The sequence below is a fragment of the Rhodanobacter glycinis genome, assembly GCF_900114325.1.
In the GTDB taxonomy this organism is placed as follows: Bacteria; Pseudomonadota; Gammaproteobacteria; order Xanthomonadales; family Rhodanobacteraceae; genus Rhodanobacter_A; species Rhodanobacter_A glycinis.
Genome location: NZ_FOSR01000002.1, coordinates 371,530 through 388,420, shown reverse-complemented (window position 1 = coordinate 388,420; position 16,891 = coordinate 371,530). Strand labels below are relative to the sequence as shown.

Genomic DNA, 16,891 nt, shown 5'->3' with positions numbered 1-16,891 from the left:
CTTTTGCTTTCGATTCGCAATCGTCTTATTCTTGGAGCCTTCCCCCGCGAAGGTAGGCAGCGCGCAGGCGCCTGGCGAAATTCGCGCTCCCGTTTGATCGCAGATTGAGGTTTTCCCATGCGTATGATGGTTTGGCCGCTCGTGGCGGCAGTTTCGCTGGCGCTCGCCGGCTGCAATTCGGGCTCGTCGACGCAGGCCGCGAATGGTGCGAACCCGGCCGCAGCGGGCTCCGCTGCGCAGGCCGCCGCTCACTCGGTGAGCGGCACGATCACGATTCGCGGCAGCGACAAGCCGTCGGCGTCGGACAAGCTGGTGATCAACCTGGTCGACGTGTCGCAGCAGGGCTCCACGCCGCTGGCGACCAAGACGATTGCGCCGGCGACCACCTTCCCGCTGCAATTCGAGCTGGGCTTCAATACGGCCGACGTGGTGCCGAATGACTTGTACGTGGTGAAGGCCGAGCTGATTGATGGCGACCGTCATTACGAGATGCCGTTGCAGGCACCGGTGCTCACCAAGGGCCATCCGGTGACCAACGTCTCGATCGAGCTGGTGCCGCAGCAGACTCCGGGCGAAAAGGAACTGGCAGCGTTCCAGGCCGAGCAGAAGCAGCTGGGCGCCATGAAGATCCACACCGGCACCAAGCTGGAGAAAGACATCTCCTATGGCTGGCAGGTGTTCCGCCAGAACGACCAGGTGCAGTTCATCCGTGCCCGCGCCGACCGTGGCGACAAGGGCTTCACCGCCACCGATTTCGCCTACAAGGATGGCAAGCCGTGGGTGGTCGTGCAGCAGAAGAAAGCCAACCAGGGTGCCAAGCCGTCGTCGATCGACCGTGCCGGCTGGAGTGCCGATGGCACGCTGGTGCTCAAGCAGCACGAGGCTTCCGGCAAGGTCAGCCCGCTGGATGACAGCGATGCGGCCAGCCTGAAGCAACAGGCGCTGGACATGTTGAACATGGCGACTGGTGGCAAGGGCAACTAAGCCTCCCAGAGATCCATGCGTAAAAAAAGCCGCCCGTTTCCACGGGCGGCTTTTTTGTGGGCAGCCGCCGGATCAGAAGGCGAACTTGAAGCCCAGGTTGAGGCTGTTGTACTTCTGGCTGCTGTCGGCGAAACGGCCGCTGTAGCCGAACCAGGTCATCATGTTGTCGAACTTGGCGGAGATGCCGACATCCGCCGTGGCCCAGCTCTTGTCCGGGGCGAAGCCGGCCATCTCGAAGCTGCCGTTCAGGCTGTTGAGGCCTGCGGTGATCATGCGCTGGTCGGCCTTGCTGTCGTGGTTCCAGGCCAGCTCGACGAAGGGCGAGAGCACCGCCTGGTTCAGTTGCCAGTGGCCCTGCAGGCGCCAGCCCAGCGTGCCAATCAGCGCCTTGCGCTCTTGCCGCCCGAACCACATGGCCGTGGCGTCGCTGCCGCCTTCGCTGTAGCCATTGATCTTGATGTTCTGCCAGTCGAGGTTGGCGAACGGACCGGTGCGCAGCCCGCCGACGTTGAACCACCAGCCGCCGGTGAGGCCGGCGCCGAGGTGCGAGCCATCGGCCTTGCCCGATTCGGTGACGCGCGCCGCGCCGACCTGGAAGCTGCGCTCGATGTTGCTGAAGTTCGACTGGCCGAAGTTGGCGTAGCCGCCCACATAGCCGCCGTCATGGTGCAAGGTGATGTAACCGAGACCGGAGATGTCCTGCAGCTTGTAACCGCCGCCACCGGACACGCTGGCGTTGGCATTGCCGATACCCAGTGCGACACCGGTCGACAGGTAGTCATTGGCGCGCACGTCGGCGCCCAGGGTGAGATTCACGTTGTTGCTGGTGGTCTTCGGTGAACTGTCGCTGGCATCGAAACGCTGCCGCGCATAGTCGATGTTGGCGAAGAAGCGGGTCTTGCTGCCGAAATCATCGGCCAGCATCTGGTTGCGCAACGCACGGGTCTGCGCTTCGGATGCGGCCAACGGCGCTTCACCGAGCAGGGAAATTTGCTGCGGCGCGGCCAGTTCGGACAGCACCACCTGCGCCAGCATGGCGTGCGCGGCGGTGGTCGGGTGCACGTCGTCGGCAAACAGATAGCTGCTGGCGGCATTCGGCGTGACCAGGGTGCTGGCGGAGCAGTTGATCGAGCTGCTGGTGGTGCACGCCTGGTCGGTGACATTGCTGAAGCCGTAGCGTGCCGGGTCGGCGATGACCTGGTTGAGCAGCGCATAGGCGTTGACCGGGATGATGCCGGTGCCGATCTGGCCCAGGCCGGCATTCAGCACACCGTTGTACAGCGTGCCCAGCAGGCCGGCCGAGCCCGCTTCGCTGGTGCCGCGGATGCCCGGTGTCTTGCTCACGTCGGGCAGGTTGAACACGACGATGTATTTGGCGCCGGCATTGTGCAGTTGCTTGAGCGTGGCCACTTCGGCGTTGGCGGCCGACAGCGCAATGGTCTGCGCATTGGCCGGGTCGGTGGCGGCGGCAAACAGGTCGTTGGCACCGATCCACGCGGTGTACAGCGTGTTCGCGTTGGCGTGGCCGCCATTGGCCGTCAGGTAATTGCTGACCTGGGTCTGCATCGAGACGACGGGGCCGATATCGGTCGCGGCGCGGGCGCCGCCCCAGGCGTAGTCGGTGCCGCCGGCGACGGAGGGCGTGAGGGTGTAGCCGTAGTGCTGCGCCACCAGTTCCACCGCGACTTCACCGGGGTTGGTGGTGAAGCGTTGCTGCGTACCCGGTTCGATGGAGTGCAGGTTGCCGTTGTCGCTGAGGCTGTCGCCAAACACGACCACGTTGCCGAATGTGGAATGAGAGGCGTGGGCGACGCCGATACAGCCGAGGGCCAGGGCCATGGCGCTGGCGAGCTTGCGCGGGTGGAACATGGTGGTGCTCCTGCGTTTGTTATCGAGAAGTTAGGTCAGGGCTTATCCTGACGCATTCCATACGTCTGCGCATGCTGCGCTGCGGTTCCACGCAACATGCCGGCGATATCAGTTTTTCAACGCGCGCGAAAGCGCATCGGCGAAGGCGCTGTTGGCAGGCGCCGGGGTCGCTTTGGGCGGTGCCGGAGGGCTGCGACGTCCACGCTGGGCCGAGTGATCATCGCCGGTACCGGGGCGACCGCCGCGAGTCTCTCCGGGCTCGTCGTCCAGCCGCATCGACAGGCCGATGCGCTGGCGCGGGATGTCCACCTCCATCACCTTGACCTTGACGATGTCGCCGGCCTTCACCGCGTCGCGTGGATCCTTGACGAAGGTGTGCGACAGTGCGGAGACGTGGACCAGCCCGTCCTGATGCACGCCGATGTCGACGAACGCACCGAATGCGGCCACGTTGGTGACGCGACCTTCCAGGATCATGCCGGGCTTCAGGTCCTTCACGTCCTCGACGCCTTCGGCGAACGTCGGCGCGACGAATTCCGGACGCGGGTCGCGGCCGGGTTTTTCCAGTTCCTTGAGGATGTCGCGTACCGTGGGCACGCCGAACTTCTCATCGGTGTATTGCTCGGGCTTGAGGCCCCGCAGGAAGCCGGTGTCGCCGATGATGTTGCGCACCTCGCGACCACACTGGGCGATGATGCGCTCGACCACCGGATAGGCTTCCGGATGTACCGAACTGGCGTCCAGCGGGTTGTCGCCGGCGGGCACGCGCAGGAAGCCGGCGCATTGCTCGAAGGCTTTGTCGCCCAGGCGCGGAACCTTGAGCAAGGCCTTGCGGTTGGCAAACGGGCCGTTGGCGTCACGATGCTTGACCACGTTTTCGGCCACGCTGGCGCTGAGGCCGGCCACGCGGGAAAGCAGCGCAGCAGACGCGGTGTTGACGTCGACACCGACCGCGTTCACGCAGTCCTCGACGCGGGCGTCGAGTGCACGCGCGAGCTTGATCTGGTTGACGTCGTGCTGGTATTGGCCCACGCCGATCGCCTTCGGCTCGATCTTCACCAGTTCGGCCAGCGGGTCTTGCAGGCGACGTGCGATCGAGACCGCGCCGCGCAAGGTCACGTCCAGGTTCGGGAATTCCTTCGCCGCCGTTTCGGAGGCCGAGTAGACCGAGGCGCCCGCTTCGCTGACCACGATCTTGGCGATCGTGTGCGAGGCGTCGGCCTTGGCCAGGCCCTTGATCAGTTCGCCGGCCAGCTTGTCGGTTTCGCGCGAGCCGGTGCCGTTGCCGATCGAGATCAGGTCGACGTGATGCTGCTTGCACAGCCGCGCCAGCGAGGCCAGCGATTCGTTCCACTGCCGCTTCGGTTCCAGCGGGTAGATCGTGTCGGTCGCCAGCACTTTGCCGGTGGCGTCGACCACGGCGACCTTGCAGCCGGTGCGGATGCCCGGGTCCAGCCCCATCACCGTCTTCGCGCCGGCCGGCGCGGCCAGCATCAGGTCTTTCAGGTTGTCGCCGAACACGCGGATGGCCTCGTCCTCGGCGCCTTCGCGCACGCGGCCGAACAGGTCGAGGGTGAGGTGCAGGTGCAGCTTCACGCGCCAGGTCAGGCGCACCGTTTCGCGCAGCCACGCGTCGGCCGGGCGGCCGCGGTCATGGATGTTGGCGTGCGCGGCGACACGACCTTCGCCTTCGGCGTGACCTTGCTCGGCATCCAGCGCCGGGCTGAGCTCCAGGTCGATGATGCCTTCGTTGCGCGCGCGCATCAGGGCGAGCAGGCGGTGCGAGGGAATCTTGCCGATCGGCTCGACGTGGTCGAAGTAGTCGCGGAATTTCGCGCCCTCGTTTTCCTTGCCTTCGATCAGCTTGGCGCGGATCTGACCGCTCGACCACAACCAGTCGCGCAGCTCGCCGACCAGCGTGGCATCTTCGGCAATGCTTTCCATCAGGATCGCGCGCGCGCCATCCAGTGCGACGCGCACGTCGGCCACGCCCTTGTCGCCGTCGACGAACGATGCGGCCACCGCTTCCGGCGACTGCGAGGGATCTTCGCGCAAACCCAGCGCCAGCGGCTCCAGCCCCGCCTCGCGGGCAATCTGCGCCTTGGTGCGGCGCTTGGGCTTGTAGGGCAGGTACAGATCCTCCAGCCGCGCCTTGGTGTCGGCGGCGAGGATGTCGTTCTTCAGTGCATCGCTGAGCTTGCCTTGTTCCTCGACGCTGGCGAGGATCGCCTCGCGGCGCTCTTCCAGTTCGCGCAGGTAGCGCAGGCGCTCTTCCAGCAGGCGCAGCTGGGTGTCGTCCAGCCCGCCGGTGACTTCCTTGCGATAGCGCGCGATGAACGGCACGGTGGCGCCGCCGTCGAGCAGTTCGACCGCCGCGCGCACCTGTTCGGTCTTGGCGGCGATGTCCTGGGCAATGCGTTGTTCGATGCTGGGCATGAGGCTGGAAATATTCCTTGCAGGTGAATCAAACCGACGAGGCGGACAAGCCTGCGATGATAGCAAGCCGTCTCCTGCCGTCGTTGTGCGGGCGCGCGCGCGGCAAACGAAAACGGCGCCGGCGAGGTGCCGGCGCCGTGACGGTCGACGCGGAATCAGGCGTTGAACGAACCGCCGCCCGTGGAGGGCTGCACGGGTGCATCGTGGAACTCGCTGGCGCGGCCGTTCAGCACCAGGGTCTTGGCCATCATGTCGTGCAGGCCCTGCTTGCGCTCGGTCCACGCGGTGACGATGTAGCAGATGAAAGGCAGCAGCGCGGTGATCACGTTGACCAGCCGGATGACGTTGCGGGCCACGCTGCGGCCGACACCGAGGCGTTGTCCGTTCAAGTCGGTGACGCGCATGCCTACGGCCAGCTTGCCGGGCGTTGCCTGCAGCTTCGAGCATTCAAAGGCGACGTAATAGATGAAGCCGATGATCATGGCGATGATCGTGGCGGGTCGGACCGCCTTGCCGTACTCTGCGGCGGCGACTGCCGGTGCGGTACCACTGTGCATCTGCGCCATGAAATGTTCGAACGCAGCGGTGGCGCCCATCGAGACGGCGATGATGGTGATCGGCACCATCAGGATCAGGTAGTCGATCACCCAGGCGCCGAAGCGCTTCCAGAAACCGGCGTAATCCTCCAGCGCGGCCGAGGTGGTGCGCGGCAGCGGCGCGGCCACCGGCGGAGCGGTGAAAGCCGGAGTCTCGCTGGCTTCCGCGGGCGCGGGAGCGGGCGCACGCACTTCATCGGGGAACAGCACCGACAGCGGCTGCCAGTCGGCCAGGCCGTCGTACCAGGCCAGGTCCTCGCGGCTGACTTGCCCGCTGCGCAGCCATTGCCGCACGTCCGCTTCCTTGTAGGGGCCGTGCCGCTCGCCGTCCCGCCCGATCCAAACTTCCATCGCCTGCTCCCATGCTGGTTAGGTTTCAGGCGCCATGATGCCACGAGTGCCAGCAAAGGCTGCATGCCGTTGGCTTGCGTCGTCGGGTAGGAGCGCACCCTGTGCGCGAACGCTCTTGGCTTCGATCAGGCGCCAAAGCTTTCGCGCACAGGGTGCGCTCCTACAGCCGTCGCCCTTGAAGGCGGAGCATGGGATGGGCTCAGGCCGCGTGGCGCTTCAGATGCACCAGCAGCAGCGAGATCGCTGCGGGGGTGACGCCACTGATCCGCGCCGCCTGGCCAAGCGTGGCCGGTTGGCTGCGCTTGAGCTTGAGCAGCACCTCGGCGGACAGGCCGCGCACCGTGTCGTAGTCGAAGCTGGCTGGAATGGCGGTGTGTTCGTGGCGACGCTGGCGCGCGATTTCCTCGCGCTGGCGCTCCAGGTAGCCGGCGTATTTCACCTGCACCTCGACCTGGGCGGCGACGTCCGCACGCTCGACGGCGGGACCGAGGCCGTCCACCGTGGTGAGGCCGGCGTAATCGAGTTCGGGACGACGCAGCAGGTCCAGCGCGTTGGTCTCGCGGCTGAGCGTGATGCCCAACTGCCGTTCGATGGCGGCGCCCAGCGCGTTGGCTGGCGCGGCCCATAGCGCGCCAAGACGCTGGGTTTCGCGTTCCACGGCGTCGCGCTTGGCGCGCAATGCGTCGAAGCGCGCCTGCGGTACCACGCCCAGTTCGAAACCCTTTTCGGTGAGGCGCAGGTCGGCGTTGTCCTCGCGCAGATGCAGCCGGTATTCGGCGCGCGAGGTGAACATGCGGTACGGCTCGATGGTGCCGTTGCTGGTGAGGTCGTCGACCAGCACGCCGAGATAGGCTTCGTCGCGACGCGGGAACCACGGCGCCTTGCCCTGTGTGGCCCGTGCGGCGTTCAGGCCGGCGAGCAGGCCTTGTGCGGCGGCTTCCTCGTAACCGGTGGTGCCGTTGATCTGGCCGGCGAAATACAGGCCGGGGATGGTCTTGGTCTCCAGCCATGGCTGCAGGCCGCGCGGGTCGAAGTAGTCGTATTCGATGGCGTAGCCGGGGCGGGTGATGTGCGCGCGTTCGAAACCCTTGATCGAGTGCACCACGTCCAGCTGCACGTCGAACGGCAGCGAGGTGGAGATGCCGTTGGGGTAGATCTCGACGCTGTCCAGTCCTTCCGGCTCGATGAAGATCTGGTGCGAATTCTTTTCCGCGAAGCGCACCACCTTGTCCTCGATCGACGGGCAGTAGCGCGGGCCGACGCCTTCGATCTGGCCGGTGTACAGCGGCGAACGGTCCAGTGCGCCACGGATGATCTCGTGCGTGCGTTCGCTGGTGTGCGTGATCCAGCAGCTCACCTGGCGCGGATGGTCATCGCGCGAGCCGAGGTAGGAAAACACCGGAGCGGGATCGTCGCCGTGCTGCTCTTCCAGCTCGCTGAAGTCGATGCTGCGACGATCGATCCGCGGCGGCGTGCCGGTCTTCAGGCGATCGACGCCCAGCGGCAGTTCGCGCAAGCGCTGGGCGAGTGTGCTGGCGGGCGGATCGCCGGCGCGGCCACCGGCGTACTGGGCCGGGCCGATATGGATCTTGCCGGCCAGGAAGGTGCCCGCCGTGAGCACAACCGACCCGGCGCGGAAGGAAACGCCCATTTGCGTCACCACGCCGGTGACGCGACCGCCTTCGAGGATCAGGTCATCCGCCGCCTGCTGGAACAGGTCCAGGTTCGGCTGCGATTCCACGATGTGCCGGATCGCCGCCTTGTACAGCGCACGGTCGGCCTGGCAGCGGGTGGCGCGCACCGCCGGGCCCTTGGACGCATTCAGCGTGCGCCACTGGATGCCGGCAAGGTCGGCCGCGTGCGCCATGGCGCCGCCCAGCGCATCGATTTCCTTGACCAGGTGCCCCTTGCCGATGCCGCCGATGGCCGGATTGCAGCTCATCTGGCCGATCGTCTCGATGTTGTGGCTGAGCAGCAGGGTGCGCGCACCCGTCCGCGCGGCGGCCAGCGCGGCCTCGGTGCCGGCGTGGCCACCGCCGATCACGATCACGTCATAGTGGTTGGGGTGGAGCATGGTCATGGACTCGGTATGAACTTGGGGGCCACGGCGGCGACTAGACTCGGCCTTCCTGGCCTCGCCAAGTCGCCCGGTCCTCGGCAGTCCTGCCTCGGCCGCTCACCACGGGTGGCCTGCCACTGGCAGCCCACCTGGCCTGCGGCCAACGTGGTTCGCCCGCCGCCGATCACGATCACGTCGTAGTGGTTGGGGTGGAGCATGGACGGTTCTCGGCAGGCGCGCAGGACGGGAATGCCGACGTGTGCGTGGTTCGCCAGGCCGGATTCCAGTGAAAACAAGCCGTTATGGTAACTCCGAAGCCCGGTCGGGCGACAGGCGTCGTCGGTGGCACGCCTCGTGCTTCCTCTGAATTGCACTTTCACGGGCAGACGCTGCGCGGTCAACGCGCGCCGAGATCGGACGGACAGGGGTTCGATTGCGTGCCGGGAGAGGAAGCATGGCGGCGCCCCGGGTTTCCTTGGGCGCCGTCACTTTTTTCGGGGTTGGCTTCCTCGCGAAGCCATCCCCAGCCTGGCTCCGGGCACAAAAAAACCGCGTCGTGCGCGGTTTCCTGCCTTGCGAGAGAGATCTGGCGCCCGGCGGTCTCAGGAACAGGGGGAATCCAGGATGACCGTGTTGCCGGGCGCCAGAAACCGTGAATGCGGTTGCCGTCAAGCAGCCTTCGCTGCCTCAAGCGTGGATTGATCATGCCGCCGCGCGCGTGAACACGAAGTGACTAGAACGCGGTTTTGTGTCGGATCGCGGCAGCAGCTGACGCGGTGTGTCAGCTTGTGATCCATGACCATTTTCGATGTGATGTTCATCACGTTTTTGGCATGCCTGATGCAACGCCTCGGAGGCAACAGAGAACGAGGTGATGGCATGGACTTCAACAACGAAATTGCGCCGGTATACATGCACCATGACCTGCTGATCGAGATCGGCAAGGTCGAGATGGCGATGGATTACCTGAATCAGAACGAGATGGCCAAGCAGGAGCAACTGCTGTCGCGCCTGCAGAGCAAGATGAGCCATCTGCGCGACGAACTGATGCACCTGGCGGTCTGATGCCGCCGCCGCTCGTGCAGGCGAGAGTCTGCACGAGTGGCCGGGAATGAGCCGTCGGCTCAGTCCTGCAGCATGTTGCCCAGGATCTCGCCCAGGTTGCGCGACAACGCCGGCCGCCCCAGCAGCTGCGCCATCGCCTCACGCGCCGCTTCGCGGCGTACCGGTTCGAGCCGCTTCCAGCCGTTGAATGCCGTGGCCAGCCGCGCGGCGATTTGCGGATTGAGTGCGTCGAGCTGGGCCAGGCGCTCGGCAAACAGCACGTAGCCGGCACCGTCGGCACGGTGGAAACCACTGGGATTGGCGCTGGCGAACGTACCAAGCAGGGCGCGGGCGCGGTTCGGGTTCTTCAGCGTGAACTTCGGATCGGCCTCCAGCGCCTGCACGCGGGCCAGTGCCGGTTCGCCCGGGATCTGCGCCTGCACCATGAACCACTTGTCCAACGCTAATGCGTTGTCGTCGTAGCGCGCGCGGAAGTGCGCCAGCGCGGCATCGCCTTGCGTCGCCTGGTTGCGTACCAGCACGTCGAGCGCGGCGAGGCGGTCGGTCATGCCATGCGCGTTGTCGTACTGGGCGGCGGCCAGCGCATGGGCGCGTTCCGCGTCGATCAGGGCGAGCAGTTCCAGCACGCGCCGCTTGAGCCGGCGCATGCCCTGGCCGGCGGCACCGAGATCGAGTTCGGTTGGCGCGGCGAGGGATTGATAACGCGCATGCAGCGCCGCAGCGCCGATACGGCTGGCGAGACGCTGCAGCAACGACTGCCGCAGCGCGTGGATGCGCGCAGGGTCGGCATCGGGCTGGCGGTCGGCCAACTCGAGTTCGCCCGGTGGTGTGAGCAGGCCGGCGAGCAGGGCGTCGTCCAGCTCGGCTAGTGTGAACAGCGCGGCGAGCGCATCGCACCAGGCGACGGGAGCCGCGTCGTCGCCGCCGTCACGCAGCGCGTCGAAGGCGCGTGCGGCGAGCTGCTGGCCGGCCTCCCAGCGGTTGAAGCCGTCCACGTCGTGGGTCAGCAACAGCGCCAGTTCGTGCGGGGCGTAATCGCACTCCAGGATCACCGGTGCGGAAAAGCCACGCAGCAGCGACGGTACGGGTTTCTCCGCAACATCGCGGAACACGAAGGAGTGTTCGGGCTGATCGAGCACCACCACCGACTCGGTTTCGCCTGCGGCCGCCTGGCCGTCCAGATGCAAGGGCAGCATGCGGCCATCGTGACCGAACAAGGCCAGCTTCACCGGAATCGGCACCGGTTGCTTGTGCGGCTGGCCGTGACTGGGAGGTGTGTGCTGCGACAGCGTCAGTGTGTACTGATGGCGCGCGGCATCGTAATCGCCACGGGCCTTCAGCCGGGGTGTGCCGGCCTGGCCGTACCAGGCCAGGTTGGGGCTGAGGTCGATGTCGTTGGCCTCGCCCAGCGCGGTGAGGAAATCCTCGATGGTGGCGGCGCGGCCGTCGTTGCGCTCGAAGTAGCGGTCCATGCCGCGGCGGAAGCCGTCGCGACCGAGCCGGCCGGCGGTCATGCGCACCAGTTCGGAGCCCTTCTCGTACACCGTGGCGGTATAGAAATTGTTGATCTCGCGATACTCGGATGGGCGCACCGGGTGCGCCAGCGGGCCGGCATCCTCGGTGAACTGGGCGCGGCGTAGCAGCGAGACATCCTCGATGCGCTTCAGTGGCGCGGAATTCATGTCGGCCGAGAAACTCTGCTCGCGGAATACGGTGAGGCCTTCCTTCAGCGACAGCTGGAACCAGTCGCGGCAGGTGACGCGGTTGCCGCTCCAGTTGTGGAAGTACTCGTGCGCCACCACCGCTTCTACCGCGCGGTATTCGTCGTCGGTGGTGGAGTCGGGATCGGCCAGCAGGTACTTGGCGTTGAAGATGTTGAGGCCCTTGTTCTCCATCGCGCCCATGTTGAAATCGTGCGTGGCGACGACATGGAACACGTCGAGGTCGTAATTGCGGTCGTAGGTCTGCTCGTCCCAGCGCATCGCGCGTTCCAGCGCGTCCAGCGCGTAATGGCAGCGGTCGATCACGTTGGCTTCGGACCACATCACCAGCTTCACCGCATGGCCGTCGGCGGTGGTGTAGTCGCGTTCGATCTTTTCCAGCCGTCCGGCGACCAGCGCGAACAGGTAGCTGGGTTTCGGGTGCGGGTCGACGAAGCGCGCCCAATGGCGGCCACCCTCAAGTTCGCCGGTGCCATCCGGGTTGCCGCCGGCCAGCAGGATCGGGAAGCGCTCGCGATCGGCGCGCAGGGTGACGGTATAGGTCGCCAGCACGTCGGGGCGATCCGGGAAGAAGGTGATGTGACGGAAGCCCTGCGCCTCGCATTGGGTCAGCAGGAAGCCGGCTTCGCGCGAGCCCGACAGGTACAAGCCTTCCAGCGCGGTATTCGCGGCCGGTTTCAGTCGCACGCGGGTTTCCAGCACGCTGCCGTCGCGCGCGCCATCGATTTCCAGCACGTGGTCGGCGTAGCGCCAGGCGGTCGGTGCCAACGCCTCGCCATCCAGCGTGATCGACAGCAGTTCCAGCCCTTCGCCGTCCAGCCGCAGCGGCTCGTCCTGCGCATCGTCGCGGCGCAGTTGCAGGCGTGCGGTGACTTCGCTGGTGTCGATGCCAAGATCGAAGTCCAGTTGCACCGCGTCGACGCGCCAGGCCGGGGGGCGGTAGTCGCTGAGTCGGGTCGGGGCGGGAGTGTGTTCGGGGCGAGCGCTCATGGGGGGATACCGGTGAAATGGAATCGGATCAGGCTAACATGGGGCGTGTTATGCACAGGAAAACGCCGATGGGTCGATATGCCGCAGAACGCGCCACGCTTGGCGCACAGCCGATCGTGGTGCTGCAGGATGGCGCGGGACGACGCGTTCGCGTCGCCTGTCACGGCGCCGCGCTGATTGGCTTCGAGGTGCCGCGTGCGGGCGGCGTGTTCGATATCGCGGCCGGGTATCGCGACGAGGCGGAGATCGTGGCCCGACCCAGCTCGCGCTTTGCCATCATGGTGCCGTTCGGCGGGCGCATCGCCGACGCGCGTTACACCTTTGACGGGCAGACGCAGGACCTGCAGCCGGGGGTGGAGGGCGCGGCCCGCGCCAGCCGGCATGGCTTCGTGCGCGGCGTGGATTTCGAGGTGGCGTCGTTGCAGGCGGACGAGCATTCCGCGCATGTCGCGCTGACGACTTCGGCGATTCGCCCGCAACCCGGTTATCCGCATGCGATCGATCTCACGGTGACTTACACGCTGGACACCGGCGGCCTCACGCTGGAGGTGTGCATGCGCAACGTGGGCGACAACGCCGCGCCGTGCTTCTTCGGTTGGCATCCGTATTTCCGCGTGACCGAGGGCGAGGTGGACAGCTGGGTGTTGCAGGTGCCGGCCGAAGTCCTGGTGCGCGCCGATGCCAACCTCATCGCGCTGCCCGGCGCGTCTGCCTACGTGCCGCTGGACGACGCACCGGCGCTGGATTTCCGCGAGCCGCGCGTGATCGGCGACACCATCCTCGACCAGGGTTATGTCGATCTCGACATCGAGGCGGACGGCCGCATCCGCACGCGCCTGCATGATCCGGCCAGCGGCTTTGCCATCGCGGTATGGCAGGAGCGCGGGATGATGCACACGTTCACCGCCGACACGATCAGCAGTGGCGTGCGTCAATCCGTGGCGCTGGAGCCGATGGAATGCATGGCCAACGCCTTCAACCGACCCGACTGCGCCGAGGCGATCCGGCTGGAGCCGGGTGCCGAACGGCGGTTCCGCTGCGGCGTGGAAGTCGAAACGGCATGAGTGACGCCATGCCCGTGGATGCACTGCCGACACTGGCGCAGATCCGCGACGCCGCGGCACGCATCGCGCCACATGCGGTGGTGACGCCGGTGCTGCGCAGCGACGTGCTGGACGCGCTGGCCGGCGCCGAGCTGCATTTCAAGTGCGAGAACCTGCAGCGTGGTGGCGCGTTCAAATTCCGCGGCGCCTGCAATGCGGTGTGGTCGCTGGATGATGACGAAGCCGCGCGTGGCGTGGTCACCCATTCTTCCGGCAATCACGGCAATGCGTTGGCGCTGGCGGCCGCCACGCGCGGCATCGCCGCCCACGTGGTGGTGCCGGAAGGCGCGGTGCAGGCCAAGCTCGATGCCATCGCGCGCGCCGGCGGCATCATCCATCGCTGTGCGCCGACACAGGCAGCGCGTGAAGCGGCCGCCGCGGAAGTGCAGGCGCAGACCGGCGCCGTACTCGTCCATCCCTATGCCGACACGCGGGTAATGGCAGGCCAGGGCACGTTGGCGCTGGAGCTGCTACGCCAGGCGCCGACGCTGGACAGCGTGATGACGCCGGTGGGTGGCGGCGGTCTGGCCGCCGGCGTGGCGATCGCCGCGCACGGCATCGATCCGGCCTTGTCCCTGTTCGGCGCCGAGCCCCAAGGCGCAGACGACGCAGTGCGTTCGCTGGTCGCCGGCGAGCGCGTCACCGACGTGGTTCCCGACACGTTGTGCGACGGCCTGCGCGCGCTGGTCGGCCTGCGCAACCTCGACGCGCTGCGCGGGCATCGCGTCGAGGTGATCACCGTCAGCGATGCGGAAACCATCGCCGCGATGCGCCTGTTGTGGAGCGAGCTGAAACAGGTCATCGAGGTATCCAGCGCCACCGTGCTGGCGGCCGTGCTGAAGAGCCGCGAGCGCTTCGCCGGTCGGCGCGTGGGACTGGTGCTCACCGGTGGCAACGTCGATCTTGACGCGTTGCCGTGGGGTGCCTGATCAGGCCGCTGCGGATTCTCCGGAGGGGGCATCGGTCGGTGCCGGGACCGTCACCTGTGCATGGACATGGCCGGGCAGATGGTGCGCCAGCGCGTGCAGGTCGAGTTCGCCCACGGGAATCGGCCGGTAATCGTCCGGGCTGAACGCCACTTCGCCCGGCTTCCAGCCGTCCAAACGGCGCACCGTGCCCCAGAAGCGTTTCAGCGAGGCCCAGTGCAGGCCGATCAGGCCGTAGTTGTTGTCGGCATCCACCACCGGGTCGCCCACGCCGGTGGGGCGCAGCGGTTCGCCATACAACGAGGTGCCAAACAACACATCCCAGATCGACAGCACCTGGCCGTAATTGCAGTTGTGCAGGCCCGGGCGTTCCGGGTCGACCAGCATGTGGTGCAGACGGTGGAATTTGGGGTCGACGAAGACGTGTTCGAGGATGCGGCCAAAGCCGAAGCGCGTATTGGTGTGCGAGAAGTTCTGCACCAGTTCGCCCAGCAGCATCAGCCACGCGAATTCGTCCGGATCGACGCCCATCGCCAGGCCCACCACGGCGAGAATCATCGACTGGATGAAGCCGTCCACCAGGTTGCCGCGGTCGTTGGTCCAGCAGCTCATCTGCCGCGTGCTGTGGTGCATGCTGTGCAGCGCCCACCACCAGGGCAGCGCGTGCTGGGTGCGGTGCATCCAGTAGTACACGAAGTCGTAGACCACGTAATACGTTGCGAACAGCGCGTAGGGATGGTTGTTGAACCACGGCATCCAATGCGTCAGCGCCAGCGGCGAGCCGGTGCTGGAGGTGGCCGCGTCCGCACCACCGAACAGATGGCTGAACGGCATCAGGATCAGGTAGGTGAACAGCGGAAAGATGCCCAGCAGCATCATCAGCGTGTAGTTGCGGTCCACCAGGGTGAGCTTGCGATCGCTCCATTTTTCCGCGGGGAACCAGGTTTCCAGCGGTCGGAAGATGAAGCCGATGATGCTGATCTGCAGCGCCGCGATCAGCAGCGACGCGGCGATGTCGCGCGGATCGCCGGACAGCTTGCCCAGATGCAGCAAATCGAGTGTCGGTGCGACGGCATGACTGCTCAGCCAGTCGACCAGGTGAAGCCAAAGCTGTGGCAGGGAGGACATGGTGTTGTTCGTGGGGACGACGGGCGCATGATACCGCTGTCAGTCGGCGCCGGCACTGACGGAAAATCAGTGCCCGCGCCGGCGTATGCCGACACCGCTTACCGAGCACAGACCCAGCAGGATGCAGACGATGCCGACGCCTTCCATCAGCGTCGGCTGCTCGTGCAGGATGATCCAGGCCAGCAGCACGCTGACAATCGGCACACCCAGGCTGGACAGGCTGGCCACCGCCGTGGGCAGGCGTTGCAGCACGAACAGCCACAAACCCCAGGCGATGCTGGAAGCGAACACCACGCAATAGGCCAGCCCGGCCACGAAGGCCCCGTTCCATTCGATCGGCCGCTGCGGCACCAGCAGCGCGATGATCGCCAGGCCGATGCCGCCGAACAGCATCTGCCATGCCGTGAGACTGAGCGGCGAGCAGGTATGGCGCTGGAACATCCGTTTGCTCAACACCGTACCCAGCGCCCAGCCCGCACCACCCAGCAGGGCCAGCGCCGTGCTGTGCCAGCTGCCCATGCCGCGCCAGGGTTCGAGAATGCAGAGCAGGCCGAGCGCGGCGAGCGCGAGGCCCAGCCAGTGCCGCGCGGTCGGACGCTCGGCCAGCAAGGGCCACGCCAGCAGCACGGCCCAGAACGGCATGGTGTAGGCCAGCAGCGCCACGCGTCCGGCGCCGCCGGTTACCAGCGCCCATTGTTCCAGCCCCTGGAACGCGGTGGTCTGCGCCAGGCCGATCAGCACGGTGGCCAGCAGCGGTGGTGGCCGCAGCGATTGCTTCGCCACCAGCAACGCGGCAAACAGTACCAACGCCCCCAGCAGGTAGCGGATCGCCGAAAAATCGAACGGCCCCGAGTAACGCAGCACCTGCTTCATCACCACCCAGCTGTAGGCCCACAAGCCGATGGTGACGAGCATGGCCAGCACGGCGGTGCGCTGCGGGGAAGACGATGAAGCCATGGATCGAGATCACGAAGAAGGAAATCACGAGTCTATCCGCATCGTCGCCGCAGCTGCGCTACATTGCCTGCTCCGAAGGAGGACATTGCATGCAGCGCTGCGCCTGGGCCGCCGATGGCGACGACTTGATGTGCGACTACCACGACCACGAGTGGGGTGTGCCGCTGCACGACGAAAACGCCTTGTTCGAATTCCTGTGCCTCGAAGGGGCGCAGGCAGGACTGTCGTGGCGCACCGTGCTGGTCAAGCGCGAAAACTACCGCAAGGCGTTCCATGGTTTCGACATCGCCCGCGTTGCGAAGATGACTGATCGCGAACTGGAAAAGCGCCTGCTCGATCCCGGCATCATCCGCAACCGCCTGAAAGTGTCATCGGTGCGCGACAACGCCGTGGCTGCACTCAAGGCCATCGACGAATTCGGCAGTCTGGACGCTTGCCTGTGGTCGTTCGTCGACGGCAAGCCGATCGTGAACCGCTGGCGCGAATCCAGCCAGGTGCCGGCCAGCACACCGCTGTCCGACCACATGAGCAAGACGCTGAAGAAACGCGGCTTCCGCTTCGTCGGCGGCACCATCTGCTATTCGCTGATGCAGGCAACCGGGATGATCAACGACCATCTTGTGGGTTGTTTCCGGCACAAAATTTGTGCCGGTGGACGCTGAGTTGGCTCATCCGCTCGACCGCGGCGGCTGACGCGCATTTCGGT

Annotated in this window: 12 protein-coding genes; 5 read left to right on the top strand and 7 right to left on the bottom strand. The window is 66.2% G+C overall.

Features of this window, described 5'->3' with window-relative positions; genetic code table 11:
- Nucleotides 1-117 precede the first annotated feature (117 nt).
- Nucleotides 118-984, top strand: coding sequence for a YbaY family lipoprotein (locus BMY90_RS03845; RefSeq protein ID WP_092701746.1), 867 nt, complete (start codon nt 118-120; stop codon nt 982-984).
- A gap of 72 nt (nt 985-1,056) precedes the next feature.
- Here BMY90_RS03845 and BMY90_RS03840 read toward each other — a convergent pair whose 3' ends face one another.
- The 4 genes from BMY90_RS03840 to mnmG all read right to left on the bottom strand — a co-directional run bounded on the left by BMY90_RS03840 (nt 1,057) and on the right by mnmG (nt 8,310).
- A complete protein-coding gene (locus tag BMY90_RS03840) occupies nt 1,057-2,853 on the bottom strand; it encodes an autotransporter outer membrane beta-barrel domain-containing protein (RefSeq protein ID WP_092701743.1) in 1,797 nt (598 codons plus the stop codon).
- A gap of 108 nt (nt 2,854-2,961) precedes the next feature.
- Complete coding sequence (locus tag BMY90_RS03835) at nt 2,962-5,289, bottom strand: Tex family protein (protein ID WP_092701740.1); 2,328 nt, start codon at nt 5,287-5,289, stop codon at nt 2,962-2,964.
- Between the two features lie 155 nt (nt 5,290-5,444).
- A complete protein-coding gene (locus BMY90_RS03830; protein ID WP_008211234.1) occupies nt 5,445-6,236 on the bottom strand; it encodes an RDD family protein in 792 nt (263 codons plus the stop codon).
- 199 nt (nt 6,237-6,435) lie between these two features.
- Complete coding sequence (gene mnmG / locus BMY90_RS03825) at nt 6,436-8,310, bottom strand: tRNA uridine-5-carboxymethylaminomethyl(34) synthesis enzyme MnmG (RefSeq protein WP_092701737.1); 1,875 nt, start codon at nt 8,308-8,310, stop codon at nt 6,436-6,438.
- An 864-nt stretch (nt 8,311-9,174) separates the two neighbouring features.
- On the opposite strand from mnmG, the gene BMY90_RS03815 reads away from it, so the two are divergent.
- Nucleotides 9,175-9,360: a hypothetical protein gene (locus tag BMY90_RS03815; protein WP_008208032.1), complete on the top strand. Its 186-nt coding sequence runs from the start codon at nt 9,175-9,177 to the stop codon at nt 9,358-9,360.
- Between the two features lie 59 nt (nt 9,361-9,419).
- Here BMY90_RS03815 and pepN read toward each other — a convergent pair whose 3' ends face one another.
- Nucleotides 9,420-12,071 (bottom strand): aminopeptidase N, encoded by a 2,652-nt coding sequence (pepN, locus tag BMY90_RS03810; protein WP_092701729.1) that lies wholly within the window; start codon nt 12,069-12,071, stop codon nt 9,420-9,422.
- A 68-nt stretch (nt 12,072-12,139) separates the two neighbouring features.
- Between pepN and BMY90_RS03805 the strand changes: the two genes are divergently transcribed.
- Both BMY90_RS03805 and BMY90_RS03800 read left to right on the top strand, forming a co-directional pair.
- Entirely contained in the window at nt 12,140-13,135 is a 996-nt protein-coding gene (locus BMY90_RS03805; RefSeq protein WP_092701726.1) for an aldose 1-epimerase, read from the top strand.
- Nucleotides 13,132-14,103, top strand: a complete 972-nt coding sequence (locus BMY90_RS03800; RefSeq protein WP_092701723.1) for a pyridoxal-phosphate dependent enzyme — start codon at nt 13,132-13,134, stop codon at nt 14,101-14,103. Before BMY90_RS03805 ends, BMY90_RS03800 begins: the two co-directional genes overlap by 4 nt.
- Here BMY90_RS03800 and BMY90_RS03795 read toward each other — a convergent pair whose 3' ends face one another.
- Both BMY90_RS03795 and BMY90_RS03790 read right to left on the bottom strand, forming a co-directional pair.
- Nucleotides 14,104-15,228, bottom strand: a complete 1,125-nt coding sequence (locus BMY90_RS03795) for a sterol desaturase family protein (RefSeq protein ID WP_092701720.1) — start codon at nt 15,226-15,228, stop codon at nt 14,104-14,106.
- 66 nt (nt 15,229-15,294) lie between these two features.
- Nucleotides 15,295-16,185, bottom strand: a complete 891-nt coding sequence (locus BMY90_RS03790; protein WP_092701717.1) for a DMT family transporter — start codon at nt 16,183-16,185, stop codon at nt 15,295-15,297.
- A gap of 89 nt (nt 16,186-16,274) precedes the next feature.
- Between BMY90_RS03790 and BMY90_RS03785 the strand changes: the two genes are divergently transcribed.
- Complete coding sequence (locus BMY90_RS03785; RefSeq protein WP_092701837.1) at nt 16,275-16,847, top strand: DNA-3-methyladenine glycosylase I; 573 nt, start codon at nt 16,275-16,277, stop codon at nt 16,845-16,847.
- Nucleotides 16,848-16,891 lie beyond the last annotated feature (44 nt).

Excerpts from the sequence above, each read along its gene's own strand:
- BMY90_RS03785 (WP_092701837.1), top strand. The coding sequence starts at position 16,275 with ATGCAGCGCTGCGCCTGGGCCGCCGATGGCGACGACTTGATGTGCGAC.
- BMY90_RS03835 (WP_092701740.1), bottom strand. The coding sequence starts at position 5,289 with ATGCCCAGCATCGAACAACGCATTGCCCAGGACATCGCCGCCAAGACC.
- BMY90_RS03815 (WP_008208032.1), top strand. The coding sequence starts at position 9,175 with ATGGACTTCAACAACGAAATTGCGCCGGTATACATGCACCATGACCTG.
- BMY90_RS03790 (WP_092701717.1), bottom strand. The coding sequence starts at position 16,185 with ATGGCTTCATCGTCTTCCCCGCAGCGCACCGCCGTGCTGGCCATGCTC.
- pepN (WP_092701729.1), bottom strand. The coding sequence starts at position 12,071 with ATGAGCGCTCGCCCCGAACACACTCCCGCCCCGACCCGACTCAGCGAC.
- BMY90_RS03830 (WP_008211234.1), bottom strand. The coding sequence starts at position 6,236 with ATGGAAGTTTGGATCGGGCGGGACGGCGAGCGGCACGGCCCCTACAAG.
- BMY90_RS03845 (WP_092701746.1), top strand. The coding sequence starts at position 118 with ATGCGTATGATGGTTTGGCCGCTCGTGGCGGCAGTTTCGCTGGCGCTC.
- BMY90_RS03800 (WP_092701723.1), top strand. The coding sequence starts at position 13,132 with ATGAGTGACGCCATGCCCGTGGATGCACTGCCGACACTGGCGCAGATC.
- BMY90_RS03805 (WP_092701726.1), top strand. The coding sequence starts at position 12,140 with ATGGGTCGATATGCCGCAGAACGCGCCACGCTTGGCGCACAGCCGATC.
- BMY90_RS03840 (WP_092701743.1), bottom strand. The coding sequence starts at position 2,853 with ATGTTCCACCCGCGCAAGCTCGCCAGCGCCATGGCCCTGGCCCTCGGC.
- BMY90_RS03795 (WP_092701720.1), bottom strand. The coding sequence starts at position 15,228 with ATGTCCTCCCTGCCACAGCTTTGGCTTCACCTGGTCGACTGGCTGAGC.
- mnmG (WP_092701737.1), bottom strand. The coding sequence starts at position 8,310 with ATGCTCCACCCCAACCACTATGACGTGATCGTGATCGGCGGTGGCCAC.